We start from the raw sequence: 17,166 nt of genomic DNA on the forward strand, positions 1-17,166 counted from the left end.
CGGTAGAGGCTCGAAAGTAAGCCCCCTGGACAGCCTTGCCAAGACCATCGGGGTTAACCCGCTGAGTCGATCACGTTTCACCCCCCTGTGGGTGAGAGGCTGACCGGGGCGTGGGCCGCCCGGGTGACTCACGCGGCGAACCCGGCCACCCGGAGGGCGTGCACCAGGTCCCAGTGGTGCCGTTCCGAGATTCCCCGGGCGGCGTCCAGCAGGAGCGGCACGAGCCGCGCCGGGTCGCTCTCCGCGCTGCGGGCGGCCTCCTCGGGGGTGCGGACCCGCACATAGGCGTCGAGCAGCGCCCGGATCTCCCGTCGGCGGCCTTCGTCGGCGAGGCCGAGCACGGCCGCCCCGATCTCCGGCGCGGGGCGGGCGACGCCCTGGCGCAGCATCTGCCGCCCGTCGGCGGTGCGGCCGGCCGCGACCAGTGCGTCGAAGGCGGCGACCAGCCGGTCCGCGGGGAGCGACGCGGCCTCCCACAGGAGCGTGGCCCAGTCCGCGTCGAGGCCCGCCTCCCTCAACTCCGCGGCGAGCAGCGGGAAGCGGGCGGCGGGCCAGTGCGCGGCCTCGACGAGCGTGGCGTGCGCCTCGCCGCTGCGGCCCTCGGCGCGCAGGCGCAGCAGTCTCCCGACGGTCTCGGCGGTGTCCCGCCCGGCGTCCTCGTCCGGCGGCTCCGTGCCGGGTGCCGGCCGCGGCTCCGGCCGCTCCTCGGCGGCTCCCGCGAATCGCGCGCCGCGTGGCGTACGGCGGTTCGGCGCGGCCGGGGCGGCGGGCAGGGGCACCGCGGCGCCCGGCACCGGCACGGGGGCCGTGCCGGCGTCCGTCAGCCCGGCGAACCGCGCGCTGCCCCGGGGGCGGCGCCTGGAGCGCCGTCCCGGGGAGCGGCCGGCCCCGCCGGGGGTCGCGGACTCCGGGGGTGACGGCCGGGCTTCGGCGCGTGGCGGTACGGCGTCGGAGGCGTCGTCCCCCGGCCGGAGGCCGGAAGCGTCGTCCCCCGGCCGGGCGTCCGGGGCGTAGGCGTCGGGCCGGGGGCCGGAGGCGGGCGGGACGGTACCGAAACCGCTGCCGCCCGGGGCGGTCTCGGGGTTCCGGCCCCGGAAGGGGTCGCCGGTCTCGGGCCTGAGGGCGTTCTGGGCGGCGCCTGCGTCGACGTGGGCGCGGGAGCCTACGGGGCCGCCGAAGGCGGTGTCGTTCGGGGCGGGCCGGGTGCGGGCGGGGGCCGCGGAGGCGGGACGGCCGGAGGCCAGGTGGTCACCCCGGACGCCGGAATCCCCTATCGGGCCGGGGACTCCTCCGGGCGCGGCCGGCCGGGCGGCGCCGAACGCCTCCGCACCTGTCCGGGGGCGACCGGGCGGGAAGGCGCCGCTCCCGCTCCCACTGTCGTCCCCGCGGCCGCCCCCATCCCCGGCGGCGACAGCGGCACGGTCCGAACCGGGAGCCCTGTCACCGGCGTTCGGCCCGTCGGGCGTGAACCTCCGCGCTCCGGTGCCGGGAGTGGCACGCGGGAGACCCGGCGCCGGGGAGACGGCCTCGCCGGGGGCGAAGGCACCGTCGCCGTCCGCGCGGGGTCCGACGAGCGCGGCGGGTGGGCCGGGGGCCGGAGGAGCGGCCGGGGTGGCCGAGGAGGCGGGTGCGGGGACCTCGGGACGCCCCCGACCGGGCCAGGCGTCGTCCGCGCCGGGGCCGGGGCGCGGGTGCCGCCCCCACGCTCCCTCGGCCGTCCACGCGACCGGACGGTCCCCGCGCTCGCCGTCGTCCACCGCCCGGTCGTCCACCGCCCGGGGGACGCCCGCGGCACCCCCCGGGAGGCCGGGCCCGCCGGACGCGTGGGCCCCGAGGGCACGGCGGTCGAGGTCCTCCGCACGCCGGCGGAGTTCGGCGCAGCGGGCCGTGGCCCGTTCGTGGTCGTCCTGGGCCCAGGCCAGGTCCAGCCGTACCGCGTCGGCGTCCTCCGCCGTGACGGCCTCCCCCAGCAGCCGGTTCAGCTCGGTCCGGCGCTCGGCCGCGTAGCGCCGCTCACGGAGCATCACGTCGAGACGGTCGCCGAGCGCGTCGCGCCCGCCGGGCCGTGCGTCGAACGCCGTGAGCGAGGCGCCGTGCAGCGAACGGGCCCGCCCGGCCTCCCGCGCCGCGACCGCCGCGCCGTGCTCCGCGCCGAGGTCCTGCAGGAGCGCCTCGACCACGTCCCAGGGCGGTACCTCACGACCCTCCAGGCAGGCCCGCATGCCGTCGGGGTCACGCTGCCAGAACACCCCGCACCAGCCGCCGTCCTGATCGAGCCGGCGCATCAGCCCGTCCAGGAAGCTCGCGAACTCCCGGATCTCTGCCGGAAGTTGATCCACAACCATCACACGACTCCCCGCCCGACTGGAGTACTCCGGTCCGGTAGAGAACACCCTCCGTGTTACGGGACGGCTACGGGGAGTTTTCCGGCGGGGCGCGGAGTCCGGTGGCCGAGGCCGTCCAGGCGCGGTCCGAGCGCGATCCGGGCGCGGGCCTCCCCTGCGTCCCCACCCGCCACCCGCCACCGGCCACCGGCCACCGGCCGCGCGACGGCGACCTGGTCTCCGTGGACCTCGGTGCCGAAACGGTCGGCCCGGGCAGGGCCCGGCATCCTGACGGCACGCCGACCCCGGCTCCGCGCGAGGGTGCCGGTGAACGGCGCGGGGCACCGCGCCGTTCACCTTCCGCCCGCCGGCCTCTACGGCGCGGGGCGCACCACCATCGCCGAGCCACCGCCGCGCCGCACCGTCTCCGCCGCGGCCCGCCACCTGCCGTCGGGAAGGCGCTGGACGCCGGTCGCCGCGCCGATCTCGGGGTTGAGCTTGAAGGAGTGCCCCAGGGCCTCCAGCCGGGCCCTGAGCGGGCTGTCGTACAGCCCCGGTTCGAGTTCCGTCTGCGCCGCGTTGCGCTGGCTGGCCCGCGGCGCGGCGATCGCGTCGACGAGCGGCAGTCCGCGGTCCAGGAATCCGGTGAGGGTCTGCAGCACGGTCGTGATGATGGTCGCCCCGCCCGGTGAACCGAGCGCCACCACCGGCCGGTCGTGCCGGTCCAGCACGATCGTCGGCGAGATCGACGAGCGCGGCCGCTTGCCGGGACCGGGCAGGTTCGGGTCGTGCACGGCCGGGTCGGCCGGGGTGAACGAGAAGTCCGTCAGCTCGTTGTTGAGGAGGAAACCCCGGCCCGGGACGGTGATGCCACTGCCGCCGGTCTGCTCGATGGTCAGCGTGTAGGAGACGACGTTCCCCCACTTGTCGGCGACGGTGAGGTGCGTGGTGTTCTCACCCTCGTACGTCGTCGGGGCGGCCTTTCCGGCGGTGGAGCAGGCCGCCGGGTGGCGCGGGTCCCCGGGGGCGAGCGGGCTGGTCAGCACCGCATTGTCCTTGATCAGGCACGCGCGCGAGTCGGCGTACTTCTGCGACAGCAGTTCCTTCGTGGGGACGTTCTCGAAGGCGGGGTCGCCGACCCAGCGCCCCCGGTCGGCGAACGCGATCCGGCTGGCCTCGATGAAGTGGTGCAGGTACTGCACGTCGCTCGCCCGGGAGAGGTCGGTCCTCTCCAGGATGTTGAGGGCCTCGCCGACCGTGGTGCCGCCGGACGAGGAGGGTGCGATCGAGTAGACCTTCCGACCGCGGTACGAGGTCTCCGTGGGCGCCTGCTTCTTCGCCCGGTACGCCGCCAGGTCCCGGAGCGAGAGCTTTCCGGGCCGCGCGTCGTAGGCGGAACGGGGGTCCACCGGCGGCTTGTTCACGGTGGCCACGATGTCCCTGCCGAGGTCGCCGCGGTAGATCGCGCCGACGCCCTTGCGCCCCAGTTCCTCGTAGGTGCGGGCGAGATCGGGGTTCTTGAGGGTCGAGCCGACCACCGGGAGGTTCCCGCCGGGCAGGAACAGCTTCGCGGTGTCCGGGAAGTTCCTGAAGCGGGCTTCGTTGGACTCCGTCTGGGAGCGGAAGGTCGCGTCGACCTTGAAGCCGTCCCGGGCGATGCGCTCCGCGGGCGCGAGCACGGTGCTCAGCCGCCTGCTGCCCCAACTGTCCAGCGCCGTCTGCCAGGTGGCGGGTGTGCCCGGCGTGCCGACGCTCAGTCCACTGGTGACGGCGTCCGCGAAGGGGAGGGGTTTGCCGTTCTCCAGGAACAGCCCCGAGTCGGCGCTCAGCGGCGCGGTCTCGCGGCCGTCGATCGTGCGCACCGTACGGGACTTGGCGTCGTAGTAGACGAAGTAGCCGCCTCCGCCCACGCCGGAGGAGTAGGGCTCGGTGACGCCGAGGGCCGCGGCCGTGGCGACCGCCGCGTCCACCGCGTTGCCGCCCTTCCTGAGGACCTCGATCCCCGCCGCGGAGGCGTCGGAGTCCACACTCGCCACCGCGCCGCCGTACCCGACGGCGACCGGGACCTTCGCCGGCGCGCCGGCGGCGACCGGCACGGCCGCTTTCACCGAGCCCGGGGGTGCCGCGGCGCCGACCGACACCACCGCGGCCGAAACCGCCAGGACCGCCAGATTCCGCGCAACAGGGCGACGCATCCGTACCTCCAGTCAACAGCCGTCTGCGCAGCGTAACTTCACCCCTGCCCTTCCGTCAGGACCCCTCGAACACCGGTGCGCGTTCCGGCTAGCATGCGCGCCCATGAATGACGACGTGCGCAACATCGTCCTCGGCGTGCTGGCTGCGGGCATCAGCGCCGCCCTCGGCTGGCTCGCCCGCACCTATCTGTGGAAGCGCAGGCTCCGGCGCAAGCAGGCGTTCTTCGGGCTGCCCGACAACTCCGAGTCGCTGCTGGTGGTCAACCGGGAGGCGGGCGGGCCGGAGCTCACGGTGATGCGGCACGACGTCTTCGCACTGCTCGAACTGTCCGCGCTGATCAAGGACTGCGGCGCGCACGCCCAGGTCATCGCGCACGACGCGACCCAGCAGGGCTTCGGGGAGCGGACGGAGTTCTGTGTCGGCGGTCCGTCGTCGAACCGGAGGATGGCGGCACATCTGCACTCCCTGCTTCCGGGCGTCGAGGTGAACGTCGACGCCGAACCGGGGCCGGAACGCGGCGCGTTCCGGATCGGCAGCGAGCACTACCGCCTGGAGGCGGGCAAGGCCGAGTACGTGATCCTCGCCCGTCTGGTCGCCGGCCAGGAACGCGGGACGCGGCCGGTGTTCCTCTTCTGCGGCCAGCGGGCGATCACCAACCAGGCCGCCACCCGTTATCTCGCCCGCAACCACGAGCGGCTGGCGCGCAGACACGGCGGGAACTCCTTCGTCCTGCTCCTGAAGGTGGTGAACTCCCAGGCGTACGGCCCCGACGTGGTCGAACAGGTGGCGGACGTGACCCGCGCCGCCCAGTCCCCGCGGCCCACGCCCGCGTCGGACCCCGCGCCCACGCCCGCGCGCACCGCACGCGCCTCGCGCCGCTCGTCGTAGAAATCATCACATAAAGGACTCTCCCGTCACCTTACCGGAACCTTTACCGGCGCGTAACTTACCGACGGGTTACTTCCGGTAAACGCGCGCGGTTACCGTCGGGTCACTTTCCCCGCACGAGTGAGGAGTGGCCCGTGGGACAGCGTCGCCATGCCCTGCGCACGACCGCCGTGGGCGCCGTCTCGGCGGCCCTGATCACCGGCGGCACCCTCGGGCTCGCGCCCGCCGCCGGGGCGGCCTCGGACGGCGTCCGTTTCGTCGACATCGCCGGGGACGGCGGCACGGTCCTCAAGGGCAACGTCGTCACCCCCGCGGACGCCGACGGCAGCCGCACCTACCCGCTCCTCGTGCTGCCCACGAGCTGGGGCCTGCCCCAGGTCGAGTACCTCGCCCAGGCCCGCAGGCTCGCGGACTCCGGCTATGTGGTCGTCACCTACAACGTCCGCGGCTTCTGGCAGTCGGGCGGCGAGATAGAAGTGGCCGGGCCGCCCGACGTCGCCGACACCTCCAGGGTGATCGACTGGGCGCTCGCCCACACCCCCGCCGACGCGCGGCGGATCGGCGTGGCCGGCGTCTCGTACGGCGCCGGGATCAGCCTGCTGGCCGCCGAGCACGACAAGCGGATCAAGGCGGTGGCCGCGCTGAGCGGCTGGGCCGACCTCATCGACTCGATCTACTCCGGCCGCACCGAGCACACCCAGGCCACCGCCCTGCTCGGCGGCGTCGGCGCCGTCACCGGCCGCCCCAGCGCCGAACTCCGCGGGATCCTCTCGGCCTTCTTCTCCTCGGACCTCTCGAAGGAGCAGGAGATGATGGCCTGGGGGCGGAAACGTTCTCCCGAGACCTACGTCGACCAGCTCGACCGGAACGGGCCGGCCGTCTTCATGGCCAACGCCTGGGGCGACACGATCTTCCCGCCCAACCAGTACGCCCGTTTCTACGAGGAGCTGACCGGGCCCAAACGCCTGGAGTTCCGCCCCGGCGACCACGCCACCGCCGAGCTCACCGGTCTGTTCGGAGTCCCCAACGACGTGTGGACGGACGCCAGCCGCTGGTTCGACCACTACCTCAGGGGCGAGGACAACGGAATCGACCGTGAGCAGCCGGTCCGGCTCAAGTCCCGCTCCACCGGCGGTTACGAGGGCTACCCGGACTGGAAGTCGGTCGGCGCCACCACGCGGAAGATGGCGCTGGCGGGTACCACCACGATCCACACGAACGTCGACTCGGGCGCGGACGGCGGGATCATCTTCCTCTCCAGCCTCCTGGACCAGGTGGCCCGGATCCCTCCGACGGCGGCCGTCCCGCTGCTGCCGCGCCGCTGGGCGGCCGTCTGGCAGTCGGAGCGGTACACGGACGTCCAGCAGGTCCGCGGCACCGCCCGGCTGCACACCACGCTCACCCCGACCGAGGAGAGCGGCACCCTCGTCGCCTACCTGTACGACGTGGGGCCGCTCGGCCTCGGCAAGCTGGTCAGCAACGCGCCGTACACCTTCCACGGGCGGACACCCGGCCGGCCGTTCGGCGTCGATCTGGACCTGTACTCCACGGCCTACGACGTCCCCGCGGGACACCGGCTCGCCCTGGTCGTCGACACGGTCGACCCGCTCTACACCGAGCACAACCCGCCCGGCGCGCAGCTGACCTTCTCCTCACCGGCGAACGACCCGTCCTTCGTGTCGATTCCCCTGCGCGAGCAGTGATCTCCGGCTGCCGCCGGCCGGGCCTGGCCCTGTGAGCTGCTGCTCCCCTATGGGGCGGTGGGGGGCCGGCCCCCACCCCGCAGCAGCGTCCCTGGTTCGGCCGGTGCCACCTTCACGGCCTCGGTCTTGGGACTGCGCCGCTCCCACCGGGACACCCAGTGGGCGGACCAGGAGAGCAGCATGCACATCCCGATGTAGATCGGCGAGATCACCATCACCACGGGGATGAACGGCAAATCGTAGTCCAGGTTGGACGCGATCAGTTTCCCGGCGTGGAGGAACTCCTCGTAGGTGATGAGATAGCCGAGCGAGGTGTCCTTCAGGGCGACCACCAACTGGCTGATGATGGCGGGCAGCATGGCCCGTACGGCCTGCGGTACGAGGACGTGGGACATGACCTGGGTCTTACGCATGCCCAGCGCGAACGCGGCCTCCCGCTGCCCGCGGTCGACGGAGCCGACGCCGGAGCGGAAGACCTCGGCGAGCACCGAGCCGTTGTAGAGCGTCAGTCCGGCGACCAGCGCGGGCAGCGGCTGCACCTTCAGCGCCACGAAGATGAAGAAGATCATCACCAGCACGGGCATGGCGCGGAAGAACTCGACGACCAGCGTGGAGATCCAGCGGACCGGGCGGTGGTCGGAGAGGCGTCCCGTGGCCAGCAGGCCGCCCAGCGCCAGCGAGAACACCGCGGCGAGGGCGAAAGCCTTGAGCGTGTTGCCCAGTCCGCGCAGCAGGAGCTCCTGGATGCCCTTGTACTCGAAGGGCGTCCACTTGGTGTGGGTGAACTGGCCGGTGTCGAAGAGGAGATACAGGATCCAGCCGATCAGGGCGAGGATCAGGGCGGTGGACACGAACCCGTACATCCGGTGGCGTCGCCGGGTCCTCGGCCCGGGCACGTCGTAGAGGGCGGTGGACCCGAGGTCGGCGGTCCGGCGGGCCGGCGGACGGGGTGCGGGGGACCGATGGGCGGTGGCGGTCATCGGGCGACTCCCCAGCGCTTCTCCAGGATGTTGAAGACCGCGCTGATGGCGAGGGTGATGATCAGGTACCCGACGGCGATCCAGACGAAGGTCCAGACGATGTTGTAGCCGAGTTCGCTGAGCGTCTTGTAGGTGCCGAGCAGTTCGGTGACGCTGAACGCCCCGGCGATGGCGGAGTTCTTGGCGAGTGCGATGAGGGTGGAACCGATCGGCGGGATCACCGACCGGAAGGCCTGCGGCAGGACGACCAGCGAGAGCGTCTGCCGGAAGGTCATGCCGAGACTGCGGGCGGCCTCCCCCTGTTCCCTGGGCACGGTGTTGATGCCGGCCCGCAGCGCCTCGCAGATGAACGCCGAGGTGTAGCAGCCGAGCGCCAGGACCGCGAACAGCTGGAAGGGCAGCACGAGTCCGAAGCGCGGCAGGCCGAGCAGGACCGCGAAGAACAGCAGGGTGAGCGGGGTGTTGCGCAGTACCGTCACCCAGGCCGTGCCGAGGGCCCGCAGGGAGGCGACCGGCGCGACCCTGAACGAGGCCATGAGGAAGCCGAGCAGGAGCGCCAGCGCCGAGGCGTAGACGGTGAGTTCGACCGTGCCGAGGAATCCGGCGGCGAAGGTGGAGAGGTTGTCTGTCAGTACGTTCACGTCGGCCTCGTTCAGCTCGCCGGGTAGCGGTCGATGGCGGGCGGGGCGGGCGCCGGTACTCCGGAGAGCCCGAGGGTCGCCTCGTACGCCCTCTTCCAGTCGCCGTTCCTCTCCCGGGCCCGCAGGGCGTCGTCGAGCGCGTAGCGCAGCGCGTTGTCCCCGCGCGGGACGCCGATGCCGTAGGGCTCCTCGGAGAACGGCTTTCCGACGACCTTGAGTTCGTCGGGGGCCTTGGCCGCGTAGCCGATCAGGATCGCGTCGTCGGTGGTGACGGCGTCGACCTGGTAGGTGAGCAGGTTGTCCACGCAGACCGAGTAGGTGTCGTAGGAGACGAGGACGGCTTTCGGGTAGTCCTCTCTGATGCGCTGGTAGGGGGTCGACCCGGCGGCCGAGCAGACGCGTCTGCCGGCCAGATCCTGGGGTCCGTGGATGTCGTTCTCGTCCTTGCGCACCAGCAGGGACTGGCCGGCCAGGTAGTACGGGCCCGCGAAGCCGACGAGCCTCTTGCGCAGGTCGTTGATGGTGTAGGTGCCGACGTAGTAGTCGATCTGGCCGTTCTGCAGAGCGGTCTCGCGGTTGGCCGAGGCGACCGTCCGGAAGTTGACGGTCTTCGGGTCGAAGCCGAGCGAGGCCGCCATCATCCTGGCGATCTCGATGTCGAAGCCGGCGTAGGCCCCGGTCGCCGGGTCCTTCTCGCCCAGGTAGGGCTGGTCCTCCTTGACGCCGACGTTCAGGTGGCCGCGTCTCCTCGCCCGCACCCAGGTGGGCGAGTCGGGGAGTTCGAAGCCCTTCGCGATCTCGTAGGCGGGCAGCTTCTCCGCGGCCGGTCCCTTGGCGGGCGGGCTGCCCTCCTTGCCGCAGCCCGGGACGGCGGCGAGGAGCGCGGCGGCCACCGCCAGGACGAGGCGCACACGTGTGGTACGGATCATGCGGTGCACTCCCCCGCTCAGTGCTTGAGGATCTTGGAGAGGAAGTCCTTGGCGCGGTCGCTGCGCGGGGCCGTGAAGAACTCCTCGGGGGCGCGGTCCTCGACGATGCGGCCGTCGGACATGAAGACGACCCGGTTGGCGGCGGAGCGCGCGAAGCCCATCTCGTGGGTGACGACGACCATGGTCATGCCGTCGCGCGCGAGCTGCCGCATGACCTCCAGGACCTCGTTGATCATCTCCGGGTCGAGCGCCGAGGTCGGCTCGTCGAACAGCAGCGCCTTGGGGTCCATGGCCAGAGCGCGGGCGATGGCGACGCGCTGCTGCTGGCCGCCGGAGAGCTGTGCCGGGTACTTGGGGGCCTGTGCGGCGAGGCCCACCCGGTCCAGGAGTTCACGGGAGCGCCGGTCCGCGTCGTCCTTCCTGCGGCCGCGGACCTTGATCTGGGCCAGCGAGACGTTCTGCAGGACCGTCTTGTGGGCGAAGAGGTTGAAGGACTGGAAGACCATCCCGACCTCGGCACGCAGGCCGGCGAGCGCCCGGCCCTCGTCCGGCAGCGGCCGTCCGTCCAGTCTGATGGTCCCCGACTGCACGGTCTCCAGCCGGTTGATCGTCCGGCACAGCGTGGACTTGCCCGACCCCGACGGGCCGATGACGACGACCACCTCCCCCCTGGCGACGGTGAGGTCGATGTCCTGCAGGACATGCAACTCGCCGAAGTACTTGTTCACGCCCTGCAGTTCGATCAGAGGATCGACAGCCATGCCCGGCCCTACCCACTCTCCGCGGTGTCGCAGATGCCGCAAACTATCCGGGCAAGATCGCACTCGACACACGACACGCACTTTTCGGGCATTAGCCGTATTTATCAAGTTTCAGGTTTACGGCCGACCGGTTCGGGACGTGCGCGACGGCCGCCGGATCACCCCTCCGACACCTCCGCGTACAGCTGGGACAGCTCCGGCGCACCGCTGGACGCCCAGGTGTGACCGGAGGCGACCACATCGATCTCGCGGCCGGAGGTCAGCCGTACCACCGGCTGACCGTTGGGCCAGATCTCCCAGGCCGCACCGGAGACCGTGCGCACGATGACCGAACCGAGGTAGAGGCCCGCGTCGTTACCGAGCCAGGGCAGGCTCTCCTCGTCGTCGCGCCAGCGCGGCAGCAACTGGTCCAGCGCCTCCAACGAGCCCGCGGAGTCGTCGAGTTCGACCCCCGCCTGGTAGGCCTGCGAACGCAGCAGCTCGCACTCGGCCAGGAGTTCGGCGATACCCGCCGGATCGTGGTCGCCCTCGGTGAACACGGCCACCCCGAAGGCCAGACCGTGCTTCTTGCGCCAGGTGCCCAAAAAAGGGATGTTCATACGCCCAGCGTGGCATTCCCGCCGTCCGACACACCACAGGCGCGCCCCGGAACGCGCCCGCCCACCCGCGCGCGGGTCACACGTCGAGGTCCACCACGACCGGCGCGTGGTCCGAGGCGCCCTTGCCCTTGCGCTCCTCGCGGTCGACGTAGGCGTCGCCGACCGCCTTGGAGAACGCCTCGTTGCCGTACACCAGGTCGATGCGCATGCCCCGGTTCTTGGGGAAGCCGAGCTGGCGGTAGTCCCAGTAGGTGAAGGGGTGGTCGTACTTGAGGGGGCGCGGGACCACGTCCGTGAGACCCGTCTCCCGCAGCGAGGTCAGGGCGGCGCGCTCGGCCGGGGTGACGTGCGTGGCACCCTCGAACAGGGAGACGTCCCAGACGTCGTCGTCCGTCGGTGCCACGTTGTAGTCCCCGAGGACGGCGAAGGGCCTGGCGCCCGCCGCGTCGCCCGCGACCGCCGCCTTCAGCGCCTCGAACCACTGGAGCTTGTACGCGTAGTGGGGGTGGCCCACCTCGCGGCCGTTCGGCACGTACACCGACCAGACGCGGACCGGGCCGCAGGTCGCGGAGACCGCCCGGGGCTCCTCGACGCCCTCGTAACCGGGGTCGCCGGGCAGTCCCCTGACCACGTCCTCCAGGCCGACGCGCGAGAGCACCGCCACGCCGTTCCACCGGCCGGTGGCGTGCACGGCCGACTCGTAGCCCAGCTCGCGCAGCTCGGCGACGGGGAACTGCTCGGCGGCGACCTTGGCCTCCTGGAGGCAGAGCACGTCCGTGCCGCTGCTCTCCAGCCAGGCCAGCAACCTCGGGAGGCGGGCGGTGATCGAGTTCACGTTCCAGGTCGCGATGCGCATACCCGACAACCTACCGGGCGGGTACGACAACGGGTCCCCGCGGCCCGCTCGGCCCGGGCCCCGCGCTCAGACCTCCGCCGACGTCCCGGGCGCGAGCCGCAGATGCTCGGCGCCTCCCAGCGCGCCGATCTGATGGTCGTAGATCGGGCGGGCGAGGTCCGTGATGAGGGCGTCGTGGATGTCGTACGCGCGCTGGGGCTTGACCTCGCGGACGTACTCGATCACCTCGGAGATCTTGTTCCACGGGGCCATCACCGGGAGCATCAGCGTCTCGACCGGCCGGTCGGGGACGGTGAGCGCGTCGCCCGGGTGGAAGACCCGGCCCCCGTCGACGAGGTAGCCGACGTTCGTGATGCGCGGGATGTCCGGGTGGATCACGGCGTGCAGCTCGCCGTGGACCTGGACGTCGAAGCCCGCGGCGGTGAACGTGTCGCCGTGGCCGACGGTGTGCACCCGGCCCGGGTAGGCGGCGGAGAGCCGGTCCGCGACCGATTTCAGGGTCCAGACCTCGGTCCCGGGGCGGGATTCCAGGCCGGCCCGCAACCGCTCCTCGTCGAAGTGGTCGGCGTGCTCGTGCGTGATCAGGATCGCGTCCGCGCCGACGGCCGCGTCCTCCTCGCTGAAGGCACCGGGGTCGATGACGAGCGTGCGCCCGTCCTTCTCCAGACGGATGCAGGCATGCGACTTCTTCGTGAGCTTCATGATTCCATCCTGCCCCCGCCGGGCGCCCCGGGGCCTGTCCGGCCCCGCTCACCCCGTGCGGACGATCACTCCTGCGGGGTGGTCTCCTCCCGGATCACCGCCTGGGCCACCCGGAACGCGCTGTTCGCGGCCGGGACGCCGCAGTACACCGCCGCCTGCAGGAGCACTTCCTTGATCTCGACCGGGGTCAGGCCGTTGCGGAGCGCGGCACGGGTGTGGAAGGCGAGCTCGTCGAGGTGGCCGCCCGCCACCAGCGCGGTGAGCGTGACACAGCTGCGCGAGCGCCGGTCGAGACCCGGCCGGTCCCAGACCTCGCCCCAGGCGTAGCGGGTGACGAACTCCTGGAAGTCCCCGGAGAACGCGTCCGCCGAGGCCAGCGCCCGGTCGACGTGCGCGTCCCCGAGCACCTCGCGGCGTACCTTGATCCCCGCGTCGTACGGGTCGGGCCGGCCCATCATCTCGGGCTGGACCTGGACGGCGGGACCGATCTCGGCGACGGGCGCCGGCGGCGGGGGCGTGGTGAGGGCCGCCTTCACCGGGGCCGCCGGGATCGCCACCTGGCCGGTCGACGAGTCGTAGGCGGGCTGCCAGGCCGTGGAGAAGTGCCGTACCAGCAGGTCGGTGACGGCGGCGGGCTGCTCCACGGGGACCAGGTGCGAGGCGCCGGGCACGACCGCGAGCCGGGCGTCCGGGATGCCGGCGACCAGGGTGCGGGCCTCGGCGGGCCCGGTGACCTGGTCGTCGGAGCCCACCAGGACGAGGGCGGGGACGCCGATCCGGCCCAGTTCGGCCCGTACGTCGAACGCGGCGAGCGCCTCGCAGGCGGCGATGTAGCAGCCGGGGTCGGTGGTGCGGACCATCTGCACGGCCCACTCGGTGATGGCGGGCTGGGCCGCGGCGAAGCCGGCCGTGAACCAGCGTTCGGGAGAGGTGCGGGCGATCGGGTCGAGCCCGTTGGTCCGCACGATCACCCCGCGCTGGCGGAACTCGTCCGCGGATCCGAAGCGGGGTGAGGCGGCGATCACCGCGAGGGAGGCGATCCGCTCCGGGTGGCGCAGGGCCAGTTCGATCCCGAGGGCTCCGCTGAACGCGCATCCCGCGTAGCCGAAGCGCTGCACGCCGAGCGCGTCGAGGGTGACGAGCAGGCGCCCCGCGAGTTCGGTGAACGAACCCGCGGGATAGGCGGGGGCCCCGCCGTGGCCCGGCAGGTCGAAGCGGAAGATCCGCCAGTTCTTCGCCAGTTCCGGTATCTGCCGGTCCCACATGTGCCAGGTCGTGCCGAGCGAGGGGCCGAGGACGAGGACCGGGGCGTCCTCCGGCCCGTCCAAGCGGTATTGCAGGTGTTCAGGTGTCGTCGTGCTCACCCGTTCACGTTCCCACATCCCACATTTTCTCACGCCGGGGGATCGGGACGCCCGCCAAACCTCCTCACACCTTCGCGCCCCCTCGCAGGTCCTCCACGTCGGGCCGCGGCCGCCCTCCCCCGGCCCGGAGCGTCCGCGCGGAACGCCGTTACCCTGGTGGGATGAGCAACGGGATGGGATCCGGCCCTGTTCTGTTCAGCACGGTCGGCCTCCCGGAGGGCCGGCGGGTCGCCCTGTGGGAGGCGCACAACGCGGCAGCCCTCATCGGCGTGCACTGCCGCTCGCTGCGCGACGACGCGCTGGAGGCGACGGAGATCAACCTCCAGTTGCCGCAGGTCCATCTGGCCCGGGTCGCGGGCAGTCCGCATGTCGTGGAACGGACCCGGTCGGTGGTCCGTCACCTGCCGTCCGAGGCGATCGCGTGCTACTTCGCGCTGGCCGGGGACGCCTTCTTCTACCACGACGACGGGGTGCGGGTGCTGCACCCGGGACAGCTGATCGTCTGCGACGCGGACCGGCCCTTCATACGGGGCTTCTCGCAGGGGCTGGAGGAGCTCGCGGTGAAGGTGCCCCGGCCGGTCTGGCGGGATCTCGGCGGACCGGAACTGTCTCAGCCCCTGGTCTTCGACGTCGCCGAAGGAGCCGCGCAGGCGAGGACCCTGGCCCGGATGGTCGACCGGGCGGTGCTGCCGGAGTCCTCCGAGGCCGTGGACGAGGACGTCGTGCTGGAGCTGCTCGGCAGCGTGGTGGGGGGCCGCCCGCCGACCACCGCGGCCGTGCACCTCGCGACGGCCCGCGCGTACATCGACGAGCATCTGACGGAGCAGGGGCTCTGCGCGGCGCACGTCGCCCGGGGGATCGGGATCAGCGAGCGGCATCTGTCACGGGTGTTCGCCCAGGGCGGCGAGAGCCTTCCGCGGTACCTCCTCGGCCGCCGTCTCGACCGCGCCCGCGCGATGCTCGCCGCGGGGCGGGCCGGTAGCGTGGCCGAGGCGGGGGCGGCCTGCGGTTTCGCCTCGGCCTCCTACTTCTCGCACCGGTTCAAGGAGCGGCACGGTGTGGGCGCCGCCGACGTCCTGCGGAGCGGACGCGTCGAGGGGTGAAGGCGGACCGCCCGCCGGCGGGGTCGCCGGCGGGCGGTGGAAGGCGGTGGAGGGCGCCGCCCGCGGGGACCGCGACGGTGAGTCCCCGGACGACGGGTCCGGGACGGTGTGGTCCGGGCGGGACCCGGGACGGCGCGGTCCGGGGGCGTCAGGTGCCGTCGGGGGCGAGCACGATGTCGAACCGCACGCGGGACCAGGCACGGTCCGCGAGGTCGCGCCCGTCGGGGGTCGGGCTGCCGGGGGCCTGGGGGCGGAAGTCCTTGACGAGGGAGTCCTTCACGCCGAACACGGCGTCGCTGTCGAGGAGTTCGTCCCCCCGGACGAAGATGTGGGTGACGAGGGTCCGCAGCGCGGGGGCGCTGACCATGAAGTGCAGGTGCGAGGCGCGCATGGGTGACCGGCCGGTGGCCGCCAGGAGCTGCCCGACCGGGCCGTCGTGCGGGATGGCGTACGGGGTGGGGGTCAGTCCCCAGAAGCGGTAGCCGCCGTCCGCGTCGGTGAAGAGGTGGGCCCTCGCGGCGGTGCGCTCGTCGTCGTACTGGGTGTCGTAGAAGCCGTCCTCGTCGGCCTCCCACACCTCGACGCGCGCGCCGGGAACGGGTTCGCCGGCGGTGTCGGTCACGGTGCCCTCGACCCAGCACGGTTCGCCGCGGGCACCGAAGGCCATGTCGCCGCCCTGCTCGATCTCGGGGCTGTCCTCGACGAAGAACGGTCCGAACACGGTGGCTTCGGTGGCCCGGCCGTACGCCTCGTTGTTGACGGCGACGGTCTGCATCGAGACCCCGAGGACGTCCGACAGGAGGATGAATTCCTGGCGTCGGTCGTCGGTGATGTGGCCGGTGCGGGTGAGGAAGTCGACGCCGAGGTCCCATTCCCTCTCGGTGAGACGGACCTCCCGGACGAACGCGTGCAGATGACGGACGAGGGACCGCATCACCTCTCGTGTCCGCGGATCGGCGCAGTCGGCGAAGGACCGCAGGACGCGGTCCGTGACCTCCTCCTCCATCCGTCGCTGCCGGTCGTCGGGCACGTCGTCGGTGGTCGCGGGGGTGTGGGTCGTCATCGGGGTTCGGCTCCTTCCCAGGCCTCGCCGAGCAGTTCGGTGACCGCGCGCGGGGTGACCGGCCGCGGGTTGCCGGCCGGGGCGGCGGCGACGACGGCCTCGGCCGCCGCGGCGATGCCCTCGGACGGCATGCCGAGTCCCTGGAGCGAGCGCGGCGCGTCGAGCCGGTCGCGCAGCAGGGCGAGCCCCTCCCCGGCGGTGGGTGTACCGAAGGCCGAGGCGAGGCGCTGTTCGGCTTCGGGTGCCGCGGCGCCGTTGAAGGCGAGGACGTACGGCAGGACGACCGCGTGGGTGGCGGCGTGCGGGAGGTTGAACATGCCGCCCAGCACATGGCAGATCTTGTGGTGGAGCCCCGATCCGGCGGACGCGAAGGCCAGGGCGGACAGATAGGCACCGTAGAGCGCCTGTTCGCGGCCGGGCAGCGCGTCGGGTTCCTTGACGACCAGGGGCAGTCCGGTGCGCAGCGCCCGGACGCCCTCGGCTGCGAGGGCCTGGTTCACCGGATCGGTCCGGGGGGCCCACAGGGAGTCGACGCAGTGCGCCACCGCGTTCAGGCCGGAGGCGGCGCTCAGGTCGGCGGGCAGGCCCAGCGTCAGCGCGGCGTCGTAGACGACCGCGCGCGGCAGGACCCTGGGGTCGGTGCCGGTGGTCTTGGCGGAGCCCTCGGTCAGCCCCCAGACCGGGGTGGCCTCGGAACCGGCGTAGGTGGTGGGGACGGCGACGATCGGCAGTCCGGTGGTGAGGGCGACCGCTTTGGCCAGGCCGGTGGTCGAGCCGCCGCCGACGCTGACCAGGACGTCTGCGTCGTGCGCGGCGGCCGCCGCGCGGGCCCGTTCGGCGACCTCGACGGGGACGTGCATCACGACCTCGTCGTGGAGGTGGACGACCGGCAGGCCGCCCGTGACCCGCTCGGCGAGCGCGCGCTCCGCCGCGCCGGCGATCACCAGCACGCGTCGCGCGCCCAGCGCGGCGACCTCGTCCCCGAGGCTCTCCGCGGCCTCGCCGGACGCGAAGCGCACCCGTTGCGGCAGGGTGTCGTGGAGGAAACGCATCGTGC

At 72.8% G+C, this 17,166-nt stretch carries 15 protein-coding genes; 3 read left to right on the top strand and 12 right to left on the bottom strand.

Features of this window, described 5'->3' with window-relative positions; translation table 11 throughout:
• Positions 1 to 128 precede the first annotated feature (128 nt).
• A complete protein-coding gene (locus OG776_RS11815) occupies positions 129 to 2,345 on the bottom strand; it encodes a hypothetical protein (protein WP_329320506.1) in 2,217 nt (738 codons plus the stop codon).
• A gap of 353 nt (positions 2,346 to 2,698) precedes the next feature.
• On the bottom strand, positions 2,699 to 4,519 hold the full coding sequence (ggt, locus tag OG776_RS11820) for a gamma-glutamyltransferase (protein ID WP_329320508.1): 1,821 nt from the start codon (positions 4,517 to 4,519) through the stop codon (positions 2,699 to 2,701).
• 103 nt (positions 4,520 to 4,622) lie between these two features.
• Here ggt and OG776_RS11825 point away from each other — a divergent pair, with 103 nt between their 5' ends.
• Entirely contained in the window at positions 4,623 to 5,408 is a 786-nt protein-coding gene (locus tag OG776_RS11825; protein ID WP_329320510.1) for a hypothetical protein, read from the top strand.
• A gap of 134 nt (positions 5,409 to 5,542) precedes the next feature.
• Positions 5,543 to 7,111, top strand: coding sequence for an alpha/beta fold hydrolase (locus tag OG776_RS11830; RefSeq protein ID WP_329320512.1), 1,569 nt, complete (start codon positions 5,543 to 5,545; stop codon positions 7,109 to 7,111).
• Positions 7,112 to 7,158: 47 nt separating this feature from the next.
• On the opposite strand, the gene OG776_RS11835 is transcribed toward OG776_RS11830, so the two are convergent.
• From OG776_RS11835 to pcaDC, 8 genes are all read right to left on the bottom strand, one after another.
• Complete coding sequence (locus OG776_RS11835) at positions 7,159 to 8,091, bottom strand: amino acid ABC transporter permease (protein ID WP_148013079.1); 933 nt, start codon at positions 8,089 to 8,091, stop codon at positions 7,159 to 7,161.
• Complete coding sequence (locus OG776_RS11840) at positions 8,088 to 8,732, bottom strand: amino acid ABC transporter permease (RefSeq protein WP_148013080.1); 645 nt, start codon at positions 8,730 to 8,732, stop codon at positions 8,088 to 8,090. The genes OG776_RS11835 and OG776_RS11840 overlap by 4 nt, the downstream gene beginning before the upstream one ends.
• 11 nt (positions 8,733 to 8,743) lie before the next feature.
• Complete coding sequence (locus tag OG776_RS11845) at positions 8,744 to 9,661, bottom strand: glutamate ABC transporter substrate-binding protein (protein WP_148013081.1); 918 nt, start codon at positions 9,659 to 9,661, stop codon at positions 8,744 to 8,746.
• A 17-nt stretch (positions 9,662 to 9,678) separates the two neighbouring features.
• Complete coding sequence (locus OG776_RS11850; protein WP_329320515.1) at positions 9,679 to 10,422, bottom strand: amino acid ABC transporter ATP-binding protein; 744 nt, start codon at positions 10,420 to 10,422, stop codon at positions 9,679 to 9,681.
• 158 nt (positions 10,423 to 10,580) lie between these two features.
• Positions 10,581 to 11,021, bottom strand: a complete 441-nt coding sequence (locus tag OG776_RS11855; protein ID WP_148013083.1) for a DUF6278 family protein — start codon at positions 11,019 to 11,021, stop codon at positions 10,581 to 10,583.
• Between the two features lie 76 nt (positions 11,022 to 11,097).
• Positions 11,098 to 11,877 carry an exodeoxyribonuclease III gene (locus tag OG776_RS11860; RefSeq protein WP_148013084.1) on the bottom strand — a complete coding sequence of 260 codons (780 nt, stop codon included), beginning with the start codon at positions 11,875 to 11,877 and terminating at the stop codon, positions 11,098 to 11,100.
• A 66-nt stretch (positions 11,878 to 11,943) separates the two neighbouring features.
• Entirely contained in the window at positions 11,944 to 12,579 is a 636-nt protein-coding gene (locus OG776_RS11865; RefSeq protein WP_148013085.1) for an MBL fold metallo-hydrolase, read from the bottom strand.
• 65 nt (positions 12,580 to 12,644) lie between these two features.
• A complete protein-coding gene (gene pcaDC, locus OG776_RS11870) occupies positions 12,645 to 13,943 on the bottom strand; it encodes a bifunctional 3-oxoadipate enol-lactonase/4-carboxymuconolactone decarboxylase PcaDC (RefSeq protein WP_329320518.1) in 1,299 nt (432 codons plus the stop codon).
• Between the two features lie 161 nt (positions 13,944 to 14,104).
• Here pcaDC and OG776_RS11875 point away from each other — a divergent pair, with 161 nt between their 5' ends.
• Complete coding sequence (locus OG776_RS11875) at positions 14,105 to 15,046, top strand: helix-turn-helix domain-containing protein (protein ID WP_148012756.1); 942 nt, start codon at positions 14,105 to 14,107, stop codon at positions 15,044 to 15,046.
• 148 nt (positions 15,047 to 15,194) lie between these two features.
• Here the strand turns inward: OG776_RS11875 and OG776_RS11880 are convergent, their stop codons facing one another.
• Complete coding sequence (locus tag OG776_RS11880) at positions 15,195 to 16,052, bottom strand: intradiol ring-cleavage dioxygenase (protein ID WP_384953645.1); 858 nt, start codon at positions 16,050 to 16,052, stop codon at positions 15,195 to 15,197.
• 53 nt (positions 16,053 to 16,105) lie between these two features.
• The gene (locus OG776_RS11885; RefSeq protein WP_329320521.1) at positions 16,106 to 17,161 is read right to left on the bottom strand and encodes a maleylacetate reductase; all 1,056 of its coding nucleotides are present in this window, start codon (positions 17,159 to 17,161) and stop codon (positions 16,106 to 16,108) included.
• Positions 17,162 to 17,166 lie beyond the last annotated feature (5 nt).

Source organism: Streptomyces sp. NBC_01689, from assembly GCF_036250675.1.
Lineage (GTDB): Bacteria > Actinomycetota > Actinomycetes > Streptomycetales > Streptomycetaceae > Streptomyces.

Excerpts from the sequence above, each read along its gene's own strand:
- OG776_RS11815 (WP_329320506.1), bottom strand. The coding sequence starts at position 2,345 with ATGGTTGTGGATCAACTTCCGGCAGAGATCCGGGAGTTCGCGAGCTTC.
- ggt (WP_329320508.1), bottom strand. The coding sequence starts at position 4,519 with ATGCGTCGCCCTGTTGCGCGGAATCTGGCGGTCCTGGCGGTTTCGGCC.
- OG776_RS11825 (WP_329320510.1), top strand. The coding sequence starts at position 4,623 with ATGAATGACGACGTGCGCAACATCGTCCTCGGCGTGCTGGCTGCGGGC.
- OG776_RS11835 (WP_148013079.1), bottom strand. The coding sequence starts at position 8,091 with ATGACCGCCACCGCCCATCGGTCCCCCGCACCCCGTCCGCCGGCCCGC.
- OG776_RS11845 (WP_148013081.1), bottom strand. The coding sequence starts at position 9,661 with ATGATCCGTACCACACGTGTGCGCCTCGTCCTGGCGGTGGCCGCCGCG.
- OG776_RS11850 (WP_329320515.1), bottom strand. The coding sequence starts at position 10,422 with ATGGCTGTCGATCCTCTGATCGAACTGCAGGGCGTGAACAAGTACTTC.
- OG776_RS11855 (WP_148013083.1), bottom strand. The coding sequence starts at position 11,021 with ATGAACATCCCTTTTTTGGGCACCTGGCGCAAGAAGCACGGTCTGGCC.
- OG776_RS11860 (WP_148013084.1), bottom strand. The coding sequence starts at position 11,877 with ATGCGCATCGCGACCTGGAACGTGAACTCGATCACCGCCCGCCTCCCG.
- OG776_RS11865 (WP_148013085.1), bottom strand. The coding sequence starts at position 12,579 with ATGAAGCTCACGAAGAAGTCGCATGCCTGCATCCGTCTGGAGAAGGAC.
- OG776_RS11875 (WP_148012756.1), top strand. The coding sequence starts at position 14,105 with ATGAGCAACGGGATGGGATCCGGCCCTGTTCTGTTCAGCACGGTCGGC.
- OG776_RS11880 (WP_384953645.1), bottom strand. The coding sequence starts at position 16,052 with ATGGAGGAGGAGGTCACGGACCGCGTCCTGCGGTCCTTCGCCGACTGC.
- OG776_RS11885 (WP_329320521.1), bottom strand. The coding sequence starts at position 17,161 with ATGCGTTTCCTCCACGACACCCTGCCGCAACGGGTGCGCTTCGCGTCC.